We start from the raw sequence: 18878 nt of genomic DNA on the forward strand, positions 1-18878 counted from the left end.
GACTGGATCTGGGGTGTCAGACGAACTTGCGCTCGGCGAGGAAGGCCGCGAGCTTCGTGCCGCCGTCACCCTCGTCGGTGACGATCTGGCCCTGCGTGCGCGGCGGCCGGGCGGCGAAGGACTGCACCTTCGTCCAGGCGGCATCGAGACCAACCTGCGCGGCGTCGATGCCGAGGTCGGCGAGCGTCCAGGACTCCACCGGCTTCTTCTTCGCGGCCATGATCCCCTTGAACGACGGGTAGCGCGGCTCGTTGATCTGGTCGGTGACCGACACCAGGGCCGGCAGCGTGGCCTGGATCGTCTGGGTCGAGACGTCACCGTCACGACGGATCGTGACGGTCCCGCCCTCGACGGTGAGCTCGGAAGCGAACGTCACCGCGGGCAGGCCGAGGCGCTCGGCCAGCATGGTGGGCACGACGCCCATCGTGCCGTCGGTGCTCGCCATGCCGGTGACGACGAGGTCGACGGGTGCGTCGCCGGCGACCTTCTTGATCGCCTCGGCGAGCACGAGCGAGGTCGCGATGGCGTCCGAGCCATGGATCGCCGCGTCGTTGACGTGGACGCCCTTGTCGGCACCCATCTGCAGCGCCTTCTTGATCGCGTCGGCCGCCTGGTCGGGACCCACGGTGAGGACGGTGACCTCACCCTCGCCCGCCTCGACGATCTTCAGGGCCTCCTCGACGGCATACTCGTCGAGCTCGGACAGCAGGCCGTCGACGTTCTCGCGGTCGGTCGTGTTGTCAGATGCGTTGAACGTGCGCTCGGCCTGGGCGTCGGGCACGTACTTGACACAGACGACGATGTTCATGGATGAACGTCCTCTTCCGTTACGTGGTCAGATGATGCCGGAGGTCGCTCCGGCACTGCCGCCCATCCTCTCACTGAGCGTTTGCATACCGAGCATGCTCGGGGCGTGACGCTCACCACCCGTGCGCTGCCTCACTCAGGATCGAGGCCGGCGGTCTCGATGACGTGGAAGGCGGGCTCCTCGTAGGGGTGGGACGCGCGCAGGGCCGCCACCACCTGGCTTCGCAGCCCGCGCTCGAAGGTCACCTCGACCCGATGCTCGGGCAGCCGCTCGAGGGCGCCGACGACGCCGACCGCTGGACTTGCGCCGGCACCAGGGCGGAACTGCCCCGTGCCCTCGACGAGCCACGCACACTCCGAGTAGTCGCCGACCCGACCCGCCCCGGCCGCGAAGAGGGCGGCGAGCACGCGCTCGGTCGCCTCGACCGGTGAGTAGAAGACGAGCACGTCGAGTGGCCGCTCCGTCACACGACCCGCGGCCGGGGTGACCACAGGAGCAGCGGGTGTGTCGAAGCGGCCACTCGACGCAGGGGAATCGGTCACTGGCCTTCGAACTTCGCCTTGCCCGGCCCCTGCTCGACGAACGAGGTCATGCCCGTCTCGCGGTCCTTGGTGGCGAACAGCCCGGCGAAGAGCATCCGCTCGATCTCCAGACCGGTCTCGAGATCCGTCTCGAGACCACGGTCGATGGCCTCCTTGGCCGCGCGAACGGCATACGAGGCGGCGCCGACGAAGCTCCCGGCCCACTCGCGCGCCGTGGCGTAGACGTCCGCCGCGGGCACGACCTTGTCGGCCAGCCCGATCGCGAGCGCCTCGGTGGCGTCGACGAACCGGCCGCTGAGGATGATGTCCTTGGCCTTGGCGGCGCCGACGAGGCGCGAGAGTCGCTGGGTGCCGCCGGCGCCGGGGATGATGCCCAGCAGGATCTCAGGCTGGCCCAGCTTGGCGTCGTCGGCCACGACCCGGAAGTCGCACGCGAGCGCGAGCTCGCAGCCGCCGCCGAGGGCGTAGCCTGTGATCGCGGCGATCACGGGCTTGGGGATGCGGGCGACCGCACTGATCGAGGTCGTGAGCGGCCCGGAGCGGTCGACCATGCCGGTGTACGACATGGTCTGCATCTCCTTGATGTCGGCGCCGGCGGCGAAGACCCGCTCGCCGCCGTAGACGATGACCGCCTTGACGTCCGAGCGCGCCGACGCCTCGGAGGCCGCCTCGCGGATCTCCTCCTGGACCTGGACGTTGAGCGCGTTCATCTTCGGCCGGTCGAGGCGGATCGTGCCGATGCCGCTCTCGACCTCGAGACGGACGAACTCGCCCATCAGTCGGTGCCGAGGCCGGCGCCGGGCTCCTCGGCCGGCAGCCACGACTGGAAGAAGAAGCCGACGCTCTGGAGGATGTGGTTCACCGAGAGCGGGACGAGGATGTCGAGGTCGGCGTTGGGCGTGATGACGTGCTCTGCCGAGACGACGAGGCTCTCCTGGACCAGCGAGAGCTTGACGATGTTGAGCTGCATCGTCATGTCGTTGCAGCGGGCGAGGCGCTCGTTGCGGTCGGTCGACACCGGGTCGGCGAGCTGCCACTGGCCGAAGAACCGCACCAGCGCCAGGTCTCCCTCGGCGACGCGGGCGAACAGCGTCGTGCTCGTGCCCTCGTTGTCGACGATCGCGAACTCGAGGTCTCCGTCGCTGTCGACGGCGGCGTCGATGCCAAGGCCCTTCAGCACCTGCATGATGCGGTCACGCACAGGCGTTTCGCTGACGGGTGCGCCGTTCGGGCCGGCGTCAGGCACGCTCGGCATGAAGTTGGGCAGCGAAGTCGGATCGGTCATGCGCCCCACCGTAGACTGCGACCACGGACGGACGCGAGGTGGCCCATGACTCTGCTCACGGTCGCGACGGCCAACACGTGCTCGGGAGACCTGCTCCGCACGACCGACGGTCTCGGCCCGTTCCGGGCCGCCGGCGTGCAGGTGCTGGGCCTGCAGGAGGTCTTCGGCCTCGACGAGCGGGCCGTGTCGGCCGCGCTCGAGTCGTCCGGCTACCGGCTCGCTCACCTGCACGCGCCCGCGGGCCTCGCGATCGCCCATGACCCCGCCACGACGCATGTCGAGCCTGACGTGCTCGTCACCACCCTGGCTCCTGCGGGGCCGCTGCTGCGCTGGTTCGACCACTGGCACGAGCGTGCCATGGTCAGCGCGGGGGTCGCGGTCGGCACCTCGCAGGGTCTCCCGGGCGCGCACTCGGTGACCTTCTCGACGGCGCACCTCATCGTGTTCGCGCGTGCGGTGGCGCGCGGACGGCAGGTGGTCCGCCTGCGCTCGGCGATGCAGCAGGACCGGCTGCGCCGCGGGCCGCACATCGTGACCGGCGACATGAACCACTATCCGGGGCCGACCCGGCGGGACCTGGCCATGCATGTCGCGGGCGGCTTCGACCGCGTCGTCCTCGACGAGCCGACGTGGCGCATCGCAGGGTCCAAGCACGAGTGGATGGGCCGCGTCGCCGCCATGGCGACACACCGTAACCTGTCCGCCTTCGACGCCCAGCTCGACGTCGTCCTGCACCGTGGGCTGGACCTGCGCTCCTCGGCCGTCATCGACATCGCCTCGGACCACCGCGCCGTCGTGTGCACGTTCGACCTCGCGACGTGACCCCATACGCTTCTCGACATGTGCCCCCGACCGCCAGCGACGCCCGACCTGCCGCCCGACCTCGGCGTCCGTGTGAAGGCGGACGGCGCGCAGTTCTGCGTGTACGCCGGCCACGCGCGCTCGGTGGAGGTGTGCCTGTTCGATGTGGCGCCGGACGGCTCTGAGACCGAGCGTCGCGTGCCCTTGCAGCACCGCGCCCACGGCACGTGGTTCGACACCATCAGGGGCGTCGGTGTGGGCCAGCGCTACGCGCTGCGCGTCGACGGTGACTGGGACCCCGACCGCGCGCTGCTCTACAACCCGACGAAGCTGCTGCTCGACCCGTACGCCCGGGCCGTCGAGGGCGACGTCGTGCTCGACCCGGCTCTCTACAGCCACCGCGTCGGCCGCGACCTCAAGGGCGACCTCAGTGTCCGGGACACTCGCGACTCCGCCGACCACATGCCGCGGTGCGTCATCGTCGACGACGAGTTCGACTGGGGGGCAGATCGATTCCCGCGCCACTCGCTCACCGAGTCGCTGATCTACGAGGTCCACGTCAAGAATGCCACGCGGCTGCACCCCGACGTCCCCGAGCAGCTTCGGGGGACGTATGCCGGCCTCGCCCACCCGGCCTTCGTGGACCACCTGCGTGAGCTGGGTGTGACCGCCGTGGAGCTGCTTCCCGTGCACACGTTCACGCACGAGCCGGAGCTCGTGCTCCGTGGGCTGACCAACCACTGGGGCTACAACACGCTGGGCTTCTTCGCCCCGCACGCCGCCTATGCCGCGGCCAAAGACCCACAGGGTGTGCTCGACGAGTTCAAGGGCATGGTCAAGCTGCTGCACGCTGCGGGCATCGAGGTCATCCTCGACGTGGTCTACAACCACACTGCCGAGCAGTCCCGCGAGGGCATGACGCTGTCCTGGCGCGGGCTGGACCAGCGCGCCTACTACCGGCTCGACGGCCGGGGCCGCGACATCGACGTCACCGGCTGCGGCAACACCCTCGACCTCACCCACCCGATCGTGGCGCGGATGGTGCTCGACTCGCTCCGGTACTGGGTCAACGAGTGCCACGTCGACGGCTTCCGCTTCGACCTCGCCGTGGCCCTCGGGCGGGGCAAGGACGACAACTTCGATCCCGACCATCCGTTCCTGGTCGCGCTGCGCACCGACCCGGTGCTGTCCCGTTCCAAGCTCATCGCCGAGCCGTGGGACGTCGGCATCCACGGCTGGCGCACGGGCCAGTTCCCGCCGCCCTTCTCCGAGTGGAACGACCGCTTCCGCGACACGGCGCGCACGTTCTGGCTCCGCGACGTCGCGGCCGCCACCAAGGGCGGCGTGCGGCACGGCGTGCGCGACCTCGCCACGCGGCTCGCCGGGTCGCAGGACCTCTTCGACAGCCACGACCGCGGCACCATCGCGTCGGTCAACTTCGTCACCGCGCACGACGGCTTCACGCTCGCCGACCTCACGGCATACGACGTCAAGCACAACGGCGCCAACGGGCACGGCGGCACCGACGGGTCCGATGACAACCGCTCGTGGAACCACGGGGTCGAGGGACGCACCGACGACCCGGCGATCAATGCTGCCCGCCGGCGCTCGATGCGTAACCTGCTCGGCACCCTGCTGCTGTCGACAGGCGTCCCGATGCTCAACGGCGGCGACGAGCTGGGCCGGGGCCAGCGCGGCAACAACAACCCTTTCTCCCAGGACAACGAGGTCAGCTGGATGGGGTGGGAGCACGAGCAGTGGCAGTCCGACCTGCTCGAGACGACCCGCCACCTCGTCCGGCTCCGACGCGAGCACCCGGTGCTGCGCCAGCGGACCTTCTTCTCCGGCAGGCAGATCCACGAGGACGGGTCCACCGACCTGGCGTGGTTCGGCGGCGACGGCGAGCCGATGGGACACCGCTGGGACGGGCCCGCGACCGATGTGATGCAGGCGCTCTACAACGGCGCGTGGCTGGGCGAGCAGACCGTCCTGGTCACCCTGAACGGCTCGGCGCAGCCAACCGACGTGACGCTGCCTGCCGCCCCGGGCGCACCGGCATACCAGCTGCTGTGGGACAGCAGTGACGACCGCCCCTCGCCCCCTGGAGAACCACTGGAGGCGGGGGCGGCCGTCACGATGGTGAGCGCGTCGATGCGCGTCTGGCGCGTCGTCGACTAGGCACCCCGCCAACCCAGTGGCTGTGGCGGGTCGTCGGATAGGCGCCGCCCTGCCGAACCCAGTCGAGTGGCCCCGCTGTCACACCGGCCCCAGCAAAGGGGGCCCGCTCTGGCGCGAGCGCCTGTGACGACGGGGCCACTCGACTCCGGCAGGGGGGCCGCGCTCTGCTCCTCGGCGCTGCAGGCCAAGCCCGCTCGACTGGTCGAGGCGGCATCGAAGGGCCCCATCGCAGATACCCGAGGACCCCACCCGGAACCTGCCGCCTGCCGAACCCAGTCGAGTGGCCCCGCTGTCACACCGGCCCCAGCAAAGGGGGTCCGCTCTGGCGCGAGCGCCTGTGACGACGGGGCCACTCGACTCCGGCGGGGGGCCGCGCTCTGCGCCTCGGCGCTGCAGGCCAAGCCCGCTCGACCGGTCGAGGCGGCATCGAAGGGCCCCATCGCAGATACCCGAGGACCCCACCCGGAACCTGCCGCGCGCAAACCAGTCGAGTGGCCCCGCTGTCACACGAGCCCCAGCGAAGGGGGCCCGCTCTGGCGCGAGCGCCTGCGACGACGGGGCCACTCGACTCCGGCGGCGGGGCCGCGCTCTGCTCCTAGGCGTTTCGGGCCAGGCCCAGCTCGGCCGGCGTCGCGAGCGCAGGGTGCTTCGGCACGATGCGGACGCTGTAGCCGAACGAACCAGTGCGGCGCAGCGGCTGGGAGCCGGCGAACTGGTGACGGCCGCCGTCATACGACTCGACGAGCTCGAGCGGTGCGGTCTCCATGCCCCAGATGTCGTCGGTGTCGCTGACGTGGCCGTGGACCAGCTGCACCGCTACGTCGTCGGGCGACAGCCCGTCGAGGGCCACGAACGCACGCAGCGACAGCGTGTCGCCGATCTGCGGGGAGTCCGACAGGCCCGAGGGCTCGACGTGCTCGACCTTGACCTTCGGCCACGAGGCCCGGACCCTCGCCTTGTATGCCGCGAGCTCCTTGGCGCCGGCGTACTCAGGGCCGTTGAGGCTGCGTCCCGCGCCTGCGGCCGGGCTGTAGAGCGTGGTGACGTAGTCCTGGACCATGCGGCTCGCGAGCACCTTCGGGCCGAGGGTCTTGAGCGTGTGGGTCATCATCTGGATCCAGCCGTGCGGCAGGCCGGCGGCGTCACGGTCGTAGAACTTGGCCGCGACGTCGTTCTCGATGAGGTCGTAGAGGGCGGCAGCCTCGATGTCGTCGCGGCGGTCTGCGTCCTCGACGCCGTCGGCCGTCGGGATCGCCCAGCCGTTGCGGCCGTCGAACCACTCGTCCCACCAGCCGTCGAGGATCGACAGGTTGAGCCCGCCGTTGAGTGCCGCCTTCATGCCCGACGTGCCGCACGCCTCGAACGGGCGTAGCGGGTTGTTGAGCCAGACGTCGCAGCCCGGGTAGAGCTGCTGAGCCATGGCGATGTCGTAGTTCGGCAGGAAGACGATGCGGTGGCGCACCTCCGGGTCGTCGGCGAAACGCACCATCTCCTGGATGAGCCGCTTGCCGGTCTCGTCGGCGGGGTGCGACTTGCCGGCGATGACGAGCTGGACCGGGCGCTCGGGGTGAAGCAGCAGCGACTTGAGCCGCTCGGGGTCGCGCAGCATGAGCGTCAGTCGCTTGTAGGTCGGGACGCGGCGCGCGAACCCGATCGTGAGCACGTCGGGGTCGAGCACGTCGTCGACCCAGCCCAGCTCGGCCTCGGTCGCGCCGCGCTTCTGCCACGAGGAGCGCACCCGGCGGCGAGCGTCGAGCACGAGCTTCTCGCGCATCTCGCGCTTCGTCGACCAGACCGCGTCGGCCGGGACCTCGTCGATGCGGTGCCACGCGTCGGTGCCCGCGATGTCAGCGGTCCCGAGGTGCTTGAGAGCGACGTCGTACACCGCTCGGTCGACCCACGTCGGGGCGTGGACCCCGTTGGTGATGCTGGAGATCGGCACCTCGACGTCGTCGAAGCCCGGCCACAGGCCGTCGAACATCTCGCGGCTCACGACGCCGTGCAGCTTCGAGACGCCGTTGGCGCGCTGGGCCAGACGCAGGCCCATGACGGCCATGTTGAAGATGCCCGGCTGGCCACCCTGGTAGTCCTCAGCGCCGAGGGCGAGCAGCCGCTCGACCGGAACGCCGGGGATCGCGTTGGCGCCGCCGAAGAAGAGGTTGATCTTGGCTGCGTCGAACCGGTCGATGCCGGCGGGGACGGGCGTGTGCGTGGTGAAGACGGTCGCGCTTCGGACCGCCTCGAGCGCCTCGTCGAACGTCAGGCCGTGGTCGCGAACCAGCTCGGTGATCCGCTCGACGCCAAGGAAGCCGGCGTGGCCCTCGTTGCTGTGGTACACCTCCGGCGTCGGCGCGCCGGTGAGACGCGACCACACACGCAGTGCGCGCACGCCGCCGACTCCGAGCAGCAGCTCCTGCTCGAGGCGGGTGTCGCCGCCGCCGCCATAGAGCGACTCGGTGACCTTGCGGGTCTGCTCGTCGTTGCCGGCCACGTCGGAGTCGAGGAGCAGCAGCGGGACGCGGCCCACCTGCGCCTTCCAGACGTGCGCGTTGAGCACGCGCCCGGCAGGCAGGTCCACGGACACGACGGCCGGGGTGCCGTCGTCCTCGCGAAGCAGCGACAGCGGCAGCCCGTCGGGGTCGAGCACGGGGTAGGTCTCGACCTGCCATCCGTCGCGCGAGAGTGCCTGCTTGAAGTAGCCGGTCTTGTAGAACAGCCCGACGCCGACGATCGGGACACCGAGGTCGGACGCGGACTTGAGGTGGTCTCCCGCCAGGATGCCGAGACCGCCGGAGTACTGCGGGAGCACGGCTGTGATGCCGAACTCGGGGCTGAAGTAGGCGATGGCCGTCGGGGCCGCCTTCCCGGCAGCCTGCTGCTCACGGCTCCACGACTGGTACCAGCGCTCCTCGGTGAGGTACGCGTGCAGGTCCTCGTTGGCGGCCACGACGCTGGCGACGAACTCGTCGTCGGCCGCCAGGGCCGCGAGCTCGTCGGCCGAGAGGCGCGACAGGAGCTTGACGGGGTCCTGGCTCGCGTCGGCCCACTTGCGGGGACTGATGGTTGCGAACAGGTCGCGGGTCGGCGGGTGCCACGACCAGCGAAGGTTGCTCGCAAGGACGCCGAGCCCCTCGATGCGGGGAGGCAGCACGGTGCGGACGCTGAAACGACGGATGGCCTTCACGAGGGAACAGCATAGGGGTGCCGATGACGTGTTCTTGCAACACTTGCAGCCGGGTTTCAGCCGGTGGACGCCCGAGGTCCACCCGACGGACGGCATGGGGGGCTGCCTCATGTGCCAACGGCCCCAACTTCGATACGGTCGATTCCGTGACTGGCAAAGCGAAGAAGACCCGTTCCCGCAAGCCCTCACCCCAGCGCCGCAGGTCCGTCGCGGCGGAGGCGCCGCGGCCGCAGACGTCGACGGCCGCCATCCCGACGGCCCCGCCTGAACCGTCCGAACCCTCCGAGCCGCCCGAGCCGCCCGAGCGACCCGAGCCCGCCGCGGCCTCGGCGGCCGAGGCCTCGTCGCGCACCACGGTGACCGCCGCCCTGGCCGAGCCCGACGACGCCGTGCCGCACGCGGACGCGGCATTCGTCGACGACACGGAAGCCGGAGCCGTTCACCTCGCTCCCGAGCATCCCGTGAGCACGGCCCCCACCGTCGCCGGTATGCCGGGTGGTGCCCTCCCGTTCGGACGCATCCCCGTCACCGACGTGCGGCCCCTCGTCGACGGCGGCGCCAGGTTCGCCAAGTCGGTCGTGGGCGAGGAGTTCGTCATACGGGCCAAGGTCTTCCGCGAGGGCCACGACGCCGTCAACGCCACCGCCGTGCTCACCGACCCCGACGGGCACGACCACTACTTCGCGATGCACTCGGACAACCCCGGGACCTCCGAGTGGTCCACCACGGTGGTGGCCAACCGCGAGGGCTGGTGGACCTACCGGGTCGAGGGGTGGTCCGACCCCTACGCCACGTGGGTGCACGACGCCGGCATCAAGATCGCGGCCGGAGTCGACGAGGACCTCATGTGCGCCGAGGGCGTCAGGGTGCTCGAGCGGTTCGCCCAGGCGGTCCGCGGGCAGGGCACCGACGCGTCCGAGATCGACAAGGGCATCGCGGCGCTCAGCGACACCCGGCGACCCGCCGCGCATCGCTTCGGGGCGGCGACGTCTCCGGAGATCATCGGTCTTGCCACGATGATGCCGCTGCGTGAGTTCGTCTCTCCCACAACGGCATACCCTCTGCTTGTCGAGCGCGAGCTGGCTCTCTACGGCGCGTGGTACGAGATCTTCCCGCGCTCAGAGGGCTGCTTCCGCGACGACAAGACCGGCGCCTGGGTCTCCGGGACCTTCCGGTCGGCCGCCAAGCGGCTGCCGGCGATCGCCGACATGGGCTTCGACGTCGTCTACCTCACCCCGATCCACCCGATCGGCACCACGGCGCGCAAGGGCCGCAACAACACGCTCACGGCCCAGCCGGGCGACCCCGGCTCGCCCTACGCCATCGGCTCGCCCGACGGCGGCCACGACGCGATCCACCCGGACCTCGGCACGTTCGAGGACTTCGACGCCTTCGTGGCCGAGGCGCGGCGGCTCGGGCTGGAGGTCGCGCTCGACATCGCCCTGCAGGCCTCCCCCGACCACCCGTGGGTCAAGACCCACCCGGAGCTGTTCACGACGCGCGCCGACGGCACGATCGCCTACGCGGAGAACCCGCCCAAGAAGTACCAGGACATCTACCCGCTCAACTTCGACAACGACCCCGCGGGCGCCTACGCGGAGGTGCGTCGCGTCATCCAGGTATGGCTCGACCATGGCATCCGGATCTTCCGCGTCGACAACCCCCACACCAAGCCGGTCGCCTTCTGGCAGTGGCTCATCGCCGACGTCGCCCAGGACCACCCCGACACCATCTGGCTGTCGGAGGCCTTCACCAAGCCGGCCATGATGCACACCCTGGCCAAGGCCGGGTTCCAGCAGAGCTACACCTACTACGCCTGGCGCAACGCCGCGTGGGAGCTCGAGGAGTACGGCCGCGAGATCGCCGGGGACGCCGCGGCATACATGCGCCCGTCGTTCTGGCCCACGACCCACGACATCCTCACGCCCCCCATGCAGTACGGCGGCCCGACCGAGTGGAAGCTGCGCGCGGCCCTGGCTGCGACGATGGTCCCGACCTACGGCATCTATGCCGGGTACGAGCTCATGGAGCACGTGGCGCGGCCCGGCGCCGAGGAGCAGATCGACAACGAGAAGTACGAGTACAAGGACCGCCAGTGGTTCCTCTACGAGCCCGGCGGTCCCCTCGAGCACCGAAGCCTCGCGTGGTACCTCAAGCGGCTCAACGACATCCGCGGCTGGCACCCGGCCCTGCGCTGGCTGCGCAACCTGCGCTTCCACTCGGCAGACGACGAGAACTTCCTCGTCTACAGCAAGACCCGCGTCGTCGGCGGCCAGCGCGACACCGTCCTCGTCGTCGCCAACCTCGACCCCCACGGGACGCGCGAGACCTGGGTGCACCTCGACCTGGAGGCGTTGGGGATGGCCTCCTGGTCGACGTTCGACGCCCACGACCACATCACGAACCAGACCTGGCAGTGGCGCGCCGACAACTACGTCCGCCTCGGCCCCGACTCCGAGCCGGTGCACATCCTCAGCGTGAGGAGCCACTGACCGGATGCAGGGACTCAACCTCTCCCAGCCGGGTCTGAGGCATGACCCGCAGTGGTTTCGGAAGGCGGTCTTCTACGAGGTGCTGGTCCGTGCGTTCGCAGACTCGAAGGGGGTGGGTGCCGGCGACTTCACCGGGCTCATCGGCAAGCTCGACTATCTCCAGTGGCTGGGCATCGACTGCCTGTGGCTGCCGCCGTTCTACGCCTCACCGCTGCGCGACGGCGGCTACGACATCTCCGACTACAAGGCGGTCCTGCCGGAGTTCGGCACCCTGCCGGAGTTCACCGAGCTCGTCGCGCAGGCCCACCTGCGCGGCATCCGCGTCATCACCGACCTGGTCATGAACCACACCAGCGACCAGCACCCGTGGTTCCAGGCCAGCCGGGCCGAGCCGACCGGGCCGTTCGGCGACTACTACGTGTGGTCCGACACCGACGACGGCTACCGCGACGCGCGCGTCATCTTCATCGACTCCGAGGTGTCCAACTGGGCCTTCGACCCGATCCGTCGGCAGTTCTTCTGGCACCGGTTCTTCAGCCACCAGCCCGACCTCAACTTCGACAACCCGGACGTCCAGGAGGCGATGTTCGACATCGTCCGCTTCTGGATGGACCTCGGCATCGACGGCTTCCGGCTCGACGCGGTCCCGTACCTGTTCGAGCAGGAGGGCACGAGCTGCGAGAACCTGCCACGCACCCACGCCTTCGTAGCGCGGCTGCGCGCCATGGTCGACGCCGAGTACCCCGGCCGCATCCTGCTCGCCGAGGCAAACCAGCCACCCACCGAGGTGGTGGACTACTTCGGCAGCCCGGATGCACCGGAGTGCCAGATGTGCTTCCACTTCCCGGTGATGCCACGGCTCTTCTATGCGCTACGCGAGGAAAGGGCCAAGCCGGTCGCCGAAGTCATGGCCGACACGCCCTCGATCCCTCCCGGATCGCAGTGGGGCACGTTCCTTCGCAACCACGACGAGCTCACGCTCGAGATGGTCACGCCCGAGGAGCGAGTCGCGATGTACGGCTGGTACGCCCCAGACCCGCGGATGCGGGCGAACGTCGGCATCCGCCGCCGGCTCGCGCCGCTGCTGGACAACTCCCGCCCGGAGATCGAGCTCATCCACGCCCTGCTGCTGTCGCTGCCCGGGTCGCCGTGCCTCTACTACGGCGACGAGATCGGCATGGGCGACAACATCTGGCTCAACGACCGCGATGCCGTGCGCACACCCATGCAGTGGACCCCTGACCGCAACGCCGGCTTCTCGAGCGTCGACCCCGGCAGGCTCTACCTCCCGGTGATCTCGAGCCTCGTGTACCACTACAACAACATCAACGTCGAGGCCCTCATGGCCTCCTCGGGGTCGCTGCTGCACTGGCTGCGGGGCATGCTCCAGATCCGGTCCCTGCACCCGGTCTTCGGCCTCGGCGACTTCACCGTGGTCGAGGCCGACAACGAGGCGGTCCTGTCGTTCTCGCGGGTCCTGTGTGGCGACCCCGCCCACGAGGACGAGGCCGTGCTGTGCGTCAACAACCTGTCCAGCCGACCGCAAGCGGCGACCGTCCAGCTGCCCGAGCACCTGTCCGGACGGCAGCTCGTCGACCTCTTCGGCGGCAGCGGCTTCCCATGGGTCGCTCCCGACGGTCGCGTCACCTTCACGCTCGGGTCCCGAGACTTCTTCTGGCTGCAGGTCCGCGGCAGAGAGGACAACCACTGATGGCCATCGTCCACAAGGGCGCGACACTCGTGCCCACCAAGACAGAGCTCGTCACCCAGTGGATGCCGCGACAGAGGTGGTACCACGGCAAGGGACACACGCCCCGGCTCCAACGCGTCGGTGGCTTCCGCTTCGAGGACCCGGCCGGCGAGGTGGGCGTCGAGACGGTGCTGTTCGCCGACACGGCGGTCAGCCCTGCCGTCGTCTACCAGGTCCCCCTCACCTACCGGGGCGCGCCGCTCGAAGGCGCCGCGGCTGCCCTGCTCGGCACCATGGAGCACAGTGTGCTCGGCCGTCGCTGGGTCTACGACGCACCTCACGACCCCGTCTACGTGTCGCAGCTCATGGCGACCATCCTCACCTCGGGCGTCTCCGACGAGGCGCAGGCCTCCGTCGGGAGCAACGCCCTGGCGGTCGGGTCTGCGACCGGCGCTTGGGCGGGCTCCGTGGCCTCGTCCTCGGTGCTCACGGGCGAGCAGTCCAACACCTCGATCATCTGCCGCATGTCAGCGCCAGGGGGAGGGCCGGCCGAGCCGCTCATCGTCAAGGTCTTCCGCACCCTCCAGGACGGCGACAACCCCGATGTCGTCGTGCAGTCCGCGCTGACGCAGGCGGGCTCGCACCGGGTCCCGCTGGCGATCGGCAACCTCTCGGGTGCCTGGGACTCCCCCGATGGCGGCCCGGAGGCGCACGGGCACCTCGCGTTCGCCCAGGAGTTCATCCCCGGCGTCGAGGACGCCTGGCGGGTCGCGCTGGTCGCCGCAGCCTCGGGCACGGACTTCACCGGTCGCGCTCGGGACCTCGGGGTCGTCACCGCCGAGATCCACTCGGACCTCGCGGACACGCTCGGCACGGCCGAGGTGACGCCCGAGGCCCGCGAGGCGCTTGCAGCCTCGATGCGCCAGCGGTATGCCGCCGCTGTGGCCCTCGTGCCCGACCTGGCCTCCCAGGCGGCCGCGTTCGAGCGCGTCGTCGCCTCGGTGCGCGACACCGCCTGGCCAGCGCTGCAGCGGATCCACGGTGACTATCACCTCGGACAGGTGCTCGACGTGCCCGAGCGTGGCTGGGTCGCGCTCGACTTCGAGGGTGAGCCCCTGCGGCCGCTCGCCGAGCGCGTCCAGCCCGACCTCACCCAGCGCGACGTCGCCGGCATGCTGAGGTCCTTCGACTACGCGGCGGGGTCCGTGGCACTCGCGGACTCCCCCGTCGACGCGACGGCGTGGGCACGCTCCTGCCGCAAGGCGTTCCTGGACGGGTATGCCTCCGTCGCAGGAGAGGCCGACGCCGATGCCGTCGCACTGACCAGAGCGCTCGAGCTCGACAAGGCGCTCTACGAGGTTGTCTACGAGGCCCGGAACCGCCCGACCTGGCTGCCGATCCCCCTCGGAGCCGTCGGCCGACTGACCAGCGAGGAAGGCACGCGATGAGCCCCCACGGAACCGACCACCCCACGACGTCCCCCGTGCTCGACGACGCGGCGATCACCGCGTTCCTGCAGGGCCGCAACGCCCAGCCGCACGACCTGCTCGGCCACCACGTCGGGCCGGGTGGGCTCACGATCACGGCATACCGGCCGTTCGCGACCCGAGTGCAGGCGCGGCTCGACTCGGGCGACGTCGTCGAGCTCCAGCACGTCCGCGACGGCATCTTCTCGATGACCTCGCCCGACTTCGGCACGACCCACGACTACCGCCTCCTGGTCGAGTACGGCGACGGCGTGGCGCACGAGCAGGACGACCCGTACCGCTTCGCGCCCACCCTCGGCGAGATGGACCGGCACCTCATCAACGAGGGGCGCCACGAGCAGCTCTGGACCGTGCTCGGGGCCCACGTACGCAGCTACCCCGGGCCGCTCGGGGAGGTGTGGGGGGCGTCCTTCGCGCTCTGGGCGCCGCGCGCCAAGGCCGTCCACGTGATCGGCGACTTCAACGACTGGGACCGGCGTACCCACCCGATGCGTGCCCTCGGTGAGAGCGGCATCTGGGAGCTGTTCCTGCCCGGCGCCCACGAGGGCATGAACTACCAGTTCGCCGTCCGAGGCCCCGACGAGCTGGTGCGGCTCAAGAGCGACCCGATGGCCCGGATGACCGAGGTGGCCCCGAAGCAGGCGGCCATCGTCACGCAGTCGCACTACAGCTGGGGCGACGGCGACTGGATGGAGCGGCGCCGCACCCGCAACTCGCACGAGGGCCCGATGAGCATCTACGAGGTCCATCTCGGGTCGTGGCGACAGGAGCTCGGCTACCGCGGCCTGGCCGAGCATCTCGTCAACTACGTGCGCGACCTCGGGTTCACCCACGTGGAGTTCCTGCCGGTGATGGAGCACCCCTACGTCCCGTCGTGGGGGTACCACGTGACCGGGTATTACGCACCGAGCTCCCGCTGGGGGCACCCTGACGACTTCCGCTACCTCGTCGACGAGCTGCACAAGGCCGGCATCGGCGTCATCCTCGACTGGGTCCCCGGCCACTTCGCGACGGACGAGTGGGCGCTGGCCCGGTTCGACGGGCTGCCGCTCTACGAGCACCCGGACCCGAGGCGCGGCTGGCACCCCGAATGGGGCTCCAACATCTTCGACTACGGCCGCCCCGAAGTGCGCAACTTCCTCGTCGCCAACGCGATCTACTGGCTCGAGGAGTTCCACTGCGACGGGCTGCGGGTCGACGGCGTGGCCTCGATGCTCTACCTCGACTACGCACGCGGCCCCGGGCAGTGGCTGCCCAACAAGGACGGCGGACGGGAGAACCTCGAGGCCGTCGCGCTGCTTCAGGAGACGAACGGGACGGCGTACAAGCGGGTCGGTGGCATCGTCACCATCGCCGAGGAGTCGACCACGTGGCCCGGAGTGACCAAGCCGACCAACCACGGCGGGCTCGGCTTCGGCTTCAAGTGGAACATGGGCTGGATGAACGACTCGCTCAAGTACCTCGGGCAGGACCCGATCTACCGGAGCTACCACCACGGCAAGCTGACCTTCTCGCTGATGTATGCCTTCGACGAGAACTTCGTGCTGCCGATCAGCCACGACGAGGTCGTCCACGGCAAGGGCTCGCTGCTGCGCAAGTCGAGCGGGCCACGTGAGCAGCAGGTGGCGACGCTTCGCGCCTTCCTCGCGTACCTGTGGTGCCACCCGGGCAAGCAGCTGCTGTTCATGGGCTGCGAGTTCGGCCAGGAGTCGGAGTGGTCCGAGGGACGCAGCCTGGACTGGTGGCTGCTCGACCAGCCGCTGCACTACCGCGTGCACAACCTCGTCAAGGACCTCAACCTGCTCTATCGGGCCAACCCGGCGCTGTGGGAGCTCGACAACGACCGCTCCGGCTTCGAGTGGCTCGAGGCCGACGACGCCGCCCACAACACCTTCTCGTGGCTGCGCTTCGGTCGCGGCGACCGCGCCACCGATGCTCCCGTGGTCGCCTGCGTCATGAACTTCAGCGGCGAGACCCAGCAGTCCTACCGGATCGGGCTCCCCCGCGGCGGGCGATGGACCGTCGCGCTGGACACGGCTGGTTACCACCCGGACGCGCCGAGCAGCACGGGGATCGTGCTCGATGCTCGCGAGGAGACGTGGCACGGCCAGCCGTATGCCGCTGACCTCACCGTCCCGCGGCTGTCCACCGTCTGGCTCGTTCCCCTCGACGAGCCGTCCTCCGCCGACGGCACGGCCACGACCGCAGACCCGACCAGCCCGACCGTGAACGGAGACCAGCCATGACGCACCCGCGCGCCGGCCAGCCGGCCCAGCCCGAGGACCTTGTCGACATCGACGCGCTCGTCGGGGCCTACTACGACCGGCACCCCGACGTCGACAACCCGGACGAGCAGGTCGCCTTCGGCACGTCGGGCCACCGCGGGTCGAGCCTGCGCACGGCCTTCAACGAGGACCACATCCTGGCCACGACGCAGGCGATCGTGGACTACCGCACCTCCCAGGGCTTCGACGGCCCGCTGTTCATCGGCCGAGACACCCACGGGCTGTCCGAACCGGCCTGGAAGTCGGCGCTCGAGGTCCTCATCGCGAACGGCGTCACCGTGCTGGTCGACGACCGCGACGGCTACACCCCGACTCCGGCCGTGTCGCACGCGATCCTGACCGCCAACCGCGGAAAGGCTTCTGGCTCAAGTGGACTCGCCGACGGCATCGTCGTCACACCATCGCACAACCCACCTGCCGACGGCGGGTTCAAGTACAACCCACCGCACGGAGGTCCCGCCGACACGGATGCCACGTCGGTGATCGCCGCGCGCGCCAACGACCTCATCCGGGCCGGCCTCAAGCAGGTCAAGCGGATCGGGTTCGACCAGGCGCGGGCCGGCGCGGCGGCATACGACTTCCTCGGCACGTACGTCGACGACCTGCCGAACGCCATCGACGTGACCCGCATCCGCGAGGCCGGCGTCCGCATCGGCGCCGACCCCCTGGGTGGCGCGTCCGTCGCCTACTGGGCCGAGATCGGCGAGCGGCACGGGTTGGACCTCACCGTCGTCAACCCCACCGTCGACCCGCAGTGGGCGTTCATGACGCTCGACTGGGACGGCAAGATCCGGATGGACTGCTCCTCGCCGTATGCGATGGCCTCGCTCATCCGCAACAAGGATGCCTACGACATCTCGACGGGCAACGACGCCGACGCCGACCGGCACGGCATCGTCACGCCCGACGCCGGGCTGATGAACCCCAACCACTACCTCGCCGTCGCGATCCAGTACCTCTACGGCGGCGGCCGGCCCGACTGGGCCGCCGGGACCGCGATCGGCAAGACCCTCGTCTCGTCCTCGATGATCGACCGGGTGGCCGAGGACCTCGGACGAACACTGCTCGAGGTGCCCGTCGGGTTCAAGTGGTTCGTCCCCGGGCTGCTGGACGGCTCCGTGGGTTTCGGCGGCGAGGAGTCTGCGGGTGCCAGCTTCCTGAGGTTCGACGGCACCGTGTGGTCGACGGACAAGGACGGCATCCTGCTCGCACTGCTCGCCTCCGAGATCCTCGCCGCGACCGGAAAGACACCGAGCCAGCACTACGCCGGCCTGACGGCCCGGCACGGGGACCCCGCCTATGCCCGCATCGATGCAGCGGCCGACCGGGAGCAGAAGGCGAAGCTGGGGGCCCTGTCGCCCGACGACGTCACCGCGCAGTCCCTTGCCGGCGAGGCGATCACGGGCAAGCTCACGTCGGCGCCCGGCAACGGCGCGAAGATCGGCGGGCTCAAGGTGACGACCCAGAGCGCCTGGTTCGCCGCGCGCCCCTCGGGCACCGAGGACGTCTACAAGATCTACGCGGAGTCGTTCCAGGGACCGGACCATCTCGCCCAGGTGCAGGCCGAGGCCAAGGACGTCGTCTCGGCGGCGCTCGGCGGATGACCGACCACGACGAGGCGGCTGCTGACGGACCCGACCGTGGCCGTCTCGTCGTGGTCACGGGCAGTCCAGAGCCGGTGCGCACTCGCCTCGCTGGGGAGCTGGCGCGGCGGTTCGAGCATGGCGTGCTCGTCGACGGCACGACGTTCGACGCGATGGTCGTCTCGGGACGAACGTCCTCGACCGGGCCACCAGGGCTCGACGAGCTACGCCTGCGGATGTTGCGGTTCTCTGCGGCCATCGCGACCGCCGAGACCTTCCAGCTCGACGGGTTCGACGTCGTCGTCACGGACGACCTGCTCGGCGACCGGCTGGAGGAGTTCCTCGATCTCGCTGCCCCGGAGCCCGTCCACGTCGTCGTGCTCGACGACGGCATGGGCGAGCCGACACCCCGCTGGGGCCTGTGGCTGGGCGGCATGTCGGGGGACACCCCGGTGCCCGAGACCGTCGACCTGCTCCTGTCGGAGCTTGCAGACGCGCTGGTGCGGACCGTGGGCGACGCTGAGTGAGCAACCCGCCTCCGGC

Annotated in this window: 13 protein-coding genes; 8 read left to right on the forward strand and 5 right to left on the reverse strand. The window is 70.2% G+C overall.

Going from position 1 to position 18878, the window contains the following annotated elements:
- Positions 1-16: 16 nt before the first annotated feature.
- From ACWEOW_RS08060 to ACWEOW_RS08075, 4 genes are all read right to left on the reverse strand, one after another.
- A complete protein-coding gene (locus ACWEOW_RS08060; protein ID WP_452268658.1) occupies positions 17-808 on the reverse strand; it encodes an electron transfer flavoprotein subunit beta/FixA family protein in 792 nt (263 codons plus the stop codon).
- Positions 809-939: 131 nt separating this feature from the next.
- Entirely contained in the window at positions 940-1275 is a 336-nt protein-coding gene (locus ACWEOW_RS08065; protein WP_452268659.1) for a hypothetical protein, read from the reverse strand.
- A gap of 71 nt (positions 1276-1346) precedes the next feature.
- The gene (locus ACWEOW_RS08070; protein WP_452268660.1) at positions 1347-2126 is read right to left on the reverse strand and encodes an enoyl-CoA hydratase/isomerase family protein; all 780 of its coding nucleotides are present in this window, start codon (positions 2124-2126) and stop codon (positions 1347-1349) included.
- Positions 2126-2635: a hypothetical protein gene (locus tag ACWEOW_RS08075; RefSeq protein WP_452268661.1), complete on the reverse strand. Its 510-nt coding sequence runs from the start codon at positions 2633-2635 to the stop codon at positions 2126-2128. Before ACWEOW_RS08075 ends, ACWEOW_RS08070 begins: the two co-directional genes overlap by 1 nt.
- 45 nt (positions 2636-2680) lie before the next feature.
- Here ACWEOW_RS08075 and ACWEOW_RS08080 point away from each other — a divergent pair, with 45 nt between their 5' ends.
- Entirely contained in the window at positions 2681-3457 is a 777-nt protein-coding gene (locus ACWEOW_RS08080; RefSeq protein WP_452268662.1) for an endonuclease/exonuclease/phosphatase family protein, read from the forward strand.
- An 18-nt stretch (positions 3458-3475) separates the two neighbouring features.
- Positions 3476-5614, forward strand: coding sequence for a glycogen debranching protein GlgX (gene glgX / locus ACWEOW_RS08085; RefSeq protein WP_452268663.1), 2139 nt, complete (start codon positions 3476-3478; stop codon positions 5612-5614).
- Positions 5615-6209: 595 nt separating this feature from the next.
- Here glgX and glgP read toward each other — a convergent pair.
- Complete coding sequence (glgP, locus tag ACWEOW_RS08090; protein ID WP_452268664.1) at positions 6210-8798, reverse strand: alpha-glucan family phosphorylase; 2589 nt, start codon at positions 8796-8798, stop codon at positions 6210-6212.
- Positions 8799-9286: 488 nt separating this feature from the next.
- Here glgP and ACWEOW_RS08095 point away from each other — a divergent pair, with 488 nt between their 5' ends.
- From ACWEOW_RS08095 to ACWEOW_RS08120, 6 genes are read left to right on the forward strand one after another with little or no spacing between them, the layout of a single operon-like run.
- The gene (locus tag ACWEOW_RS08095) at positions 9287-11290 is read left to right on the forward strand and encodes an alpha-1,4-glucan--maltose-1-phosphate maltosyltransferase (RefSeq protein WP_452268716.1); all 2004 of its coding nucleotides are present in this window, start codon (positions 9287-9289) and stop codon (positions 11288-11290) included.
- A gap of 4 nt (positions 11291-11294) precedes the next feature.
- On the forward strand, positions 11295-13001 hold the full coding sequence (treS, locus tag ACWEOW_RS08100) for a maltose alpha-D-glucosyltransferase (RefSeq protein WP_452268665.1): 1707 nt from the start codon (positions 11295-11297) through the stop codon (positions 12999-13001).
- A complete protein-coding gene (locus ACWEOW_RS08105) occupies positions 13001-14428 on the forward strand; it encodes a maltokinase N-terminal cap-like domain-containing protein (protein WP_452268666.1) in 1428 nt (475 codons plus the stop codon). The genes treS and ACWEOW_RS08105 overlap by 1 nt, the downstream gene beginning before the upstream one ends.
- Positions 14425-16713 (forward strand): 1,4-alpha-glucan branching protein GlgB, encoded by a 2289-nt coding sequence (gene glgB / locus ACWEOW_RS08110; protein ID WP_452268667.1) that lies wholly within the window; start codon positions 14425-14427, stop codon positions 16711-16713. Before ACWEOW_RS08105 ends, glgB begins: the two co-directional genes overlap by 4 nt.
- Positions 16710-18356, forward strand: coding sequence for a phosphoglucomutase (alpha-D-glucose-1,6-bisphosphate-dependent) (gene pgm / locus ACWEOW_RS08115; protein WP_452268668.1), 1647 nt, complete (start codon positions 16710-16712; stop codon positions 18354-18356). The genes glgB and pgm overlap by 4 nt, the downstream gene beginning before the upstream one ends.
- Positions 18353-18862 (forward strand): hypothetical protein, encoded by a 510-nt coding sequence (locus ACWEOW_RS08120; RefSeq protein WP_452268669.1) that lies wholly within the window; start codon positions 18353-18355, stop codon positions 18860-18862. Before pgm ends, ACWEOW_RS08120 begins: the two co-directional genes overlap by 4 nt.
- The last annotated feature ends 16 nt before the right edge of the window (positions 18863-18878 follow it).

The sequence above is a fragment of the Monashia sp. NPDC004114 genome, from assembly GCF_053603855.1.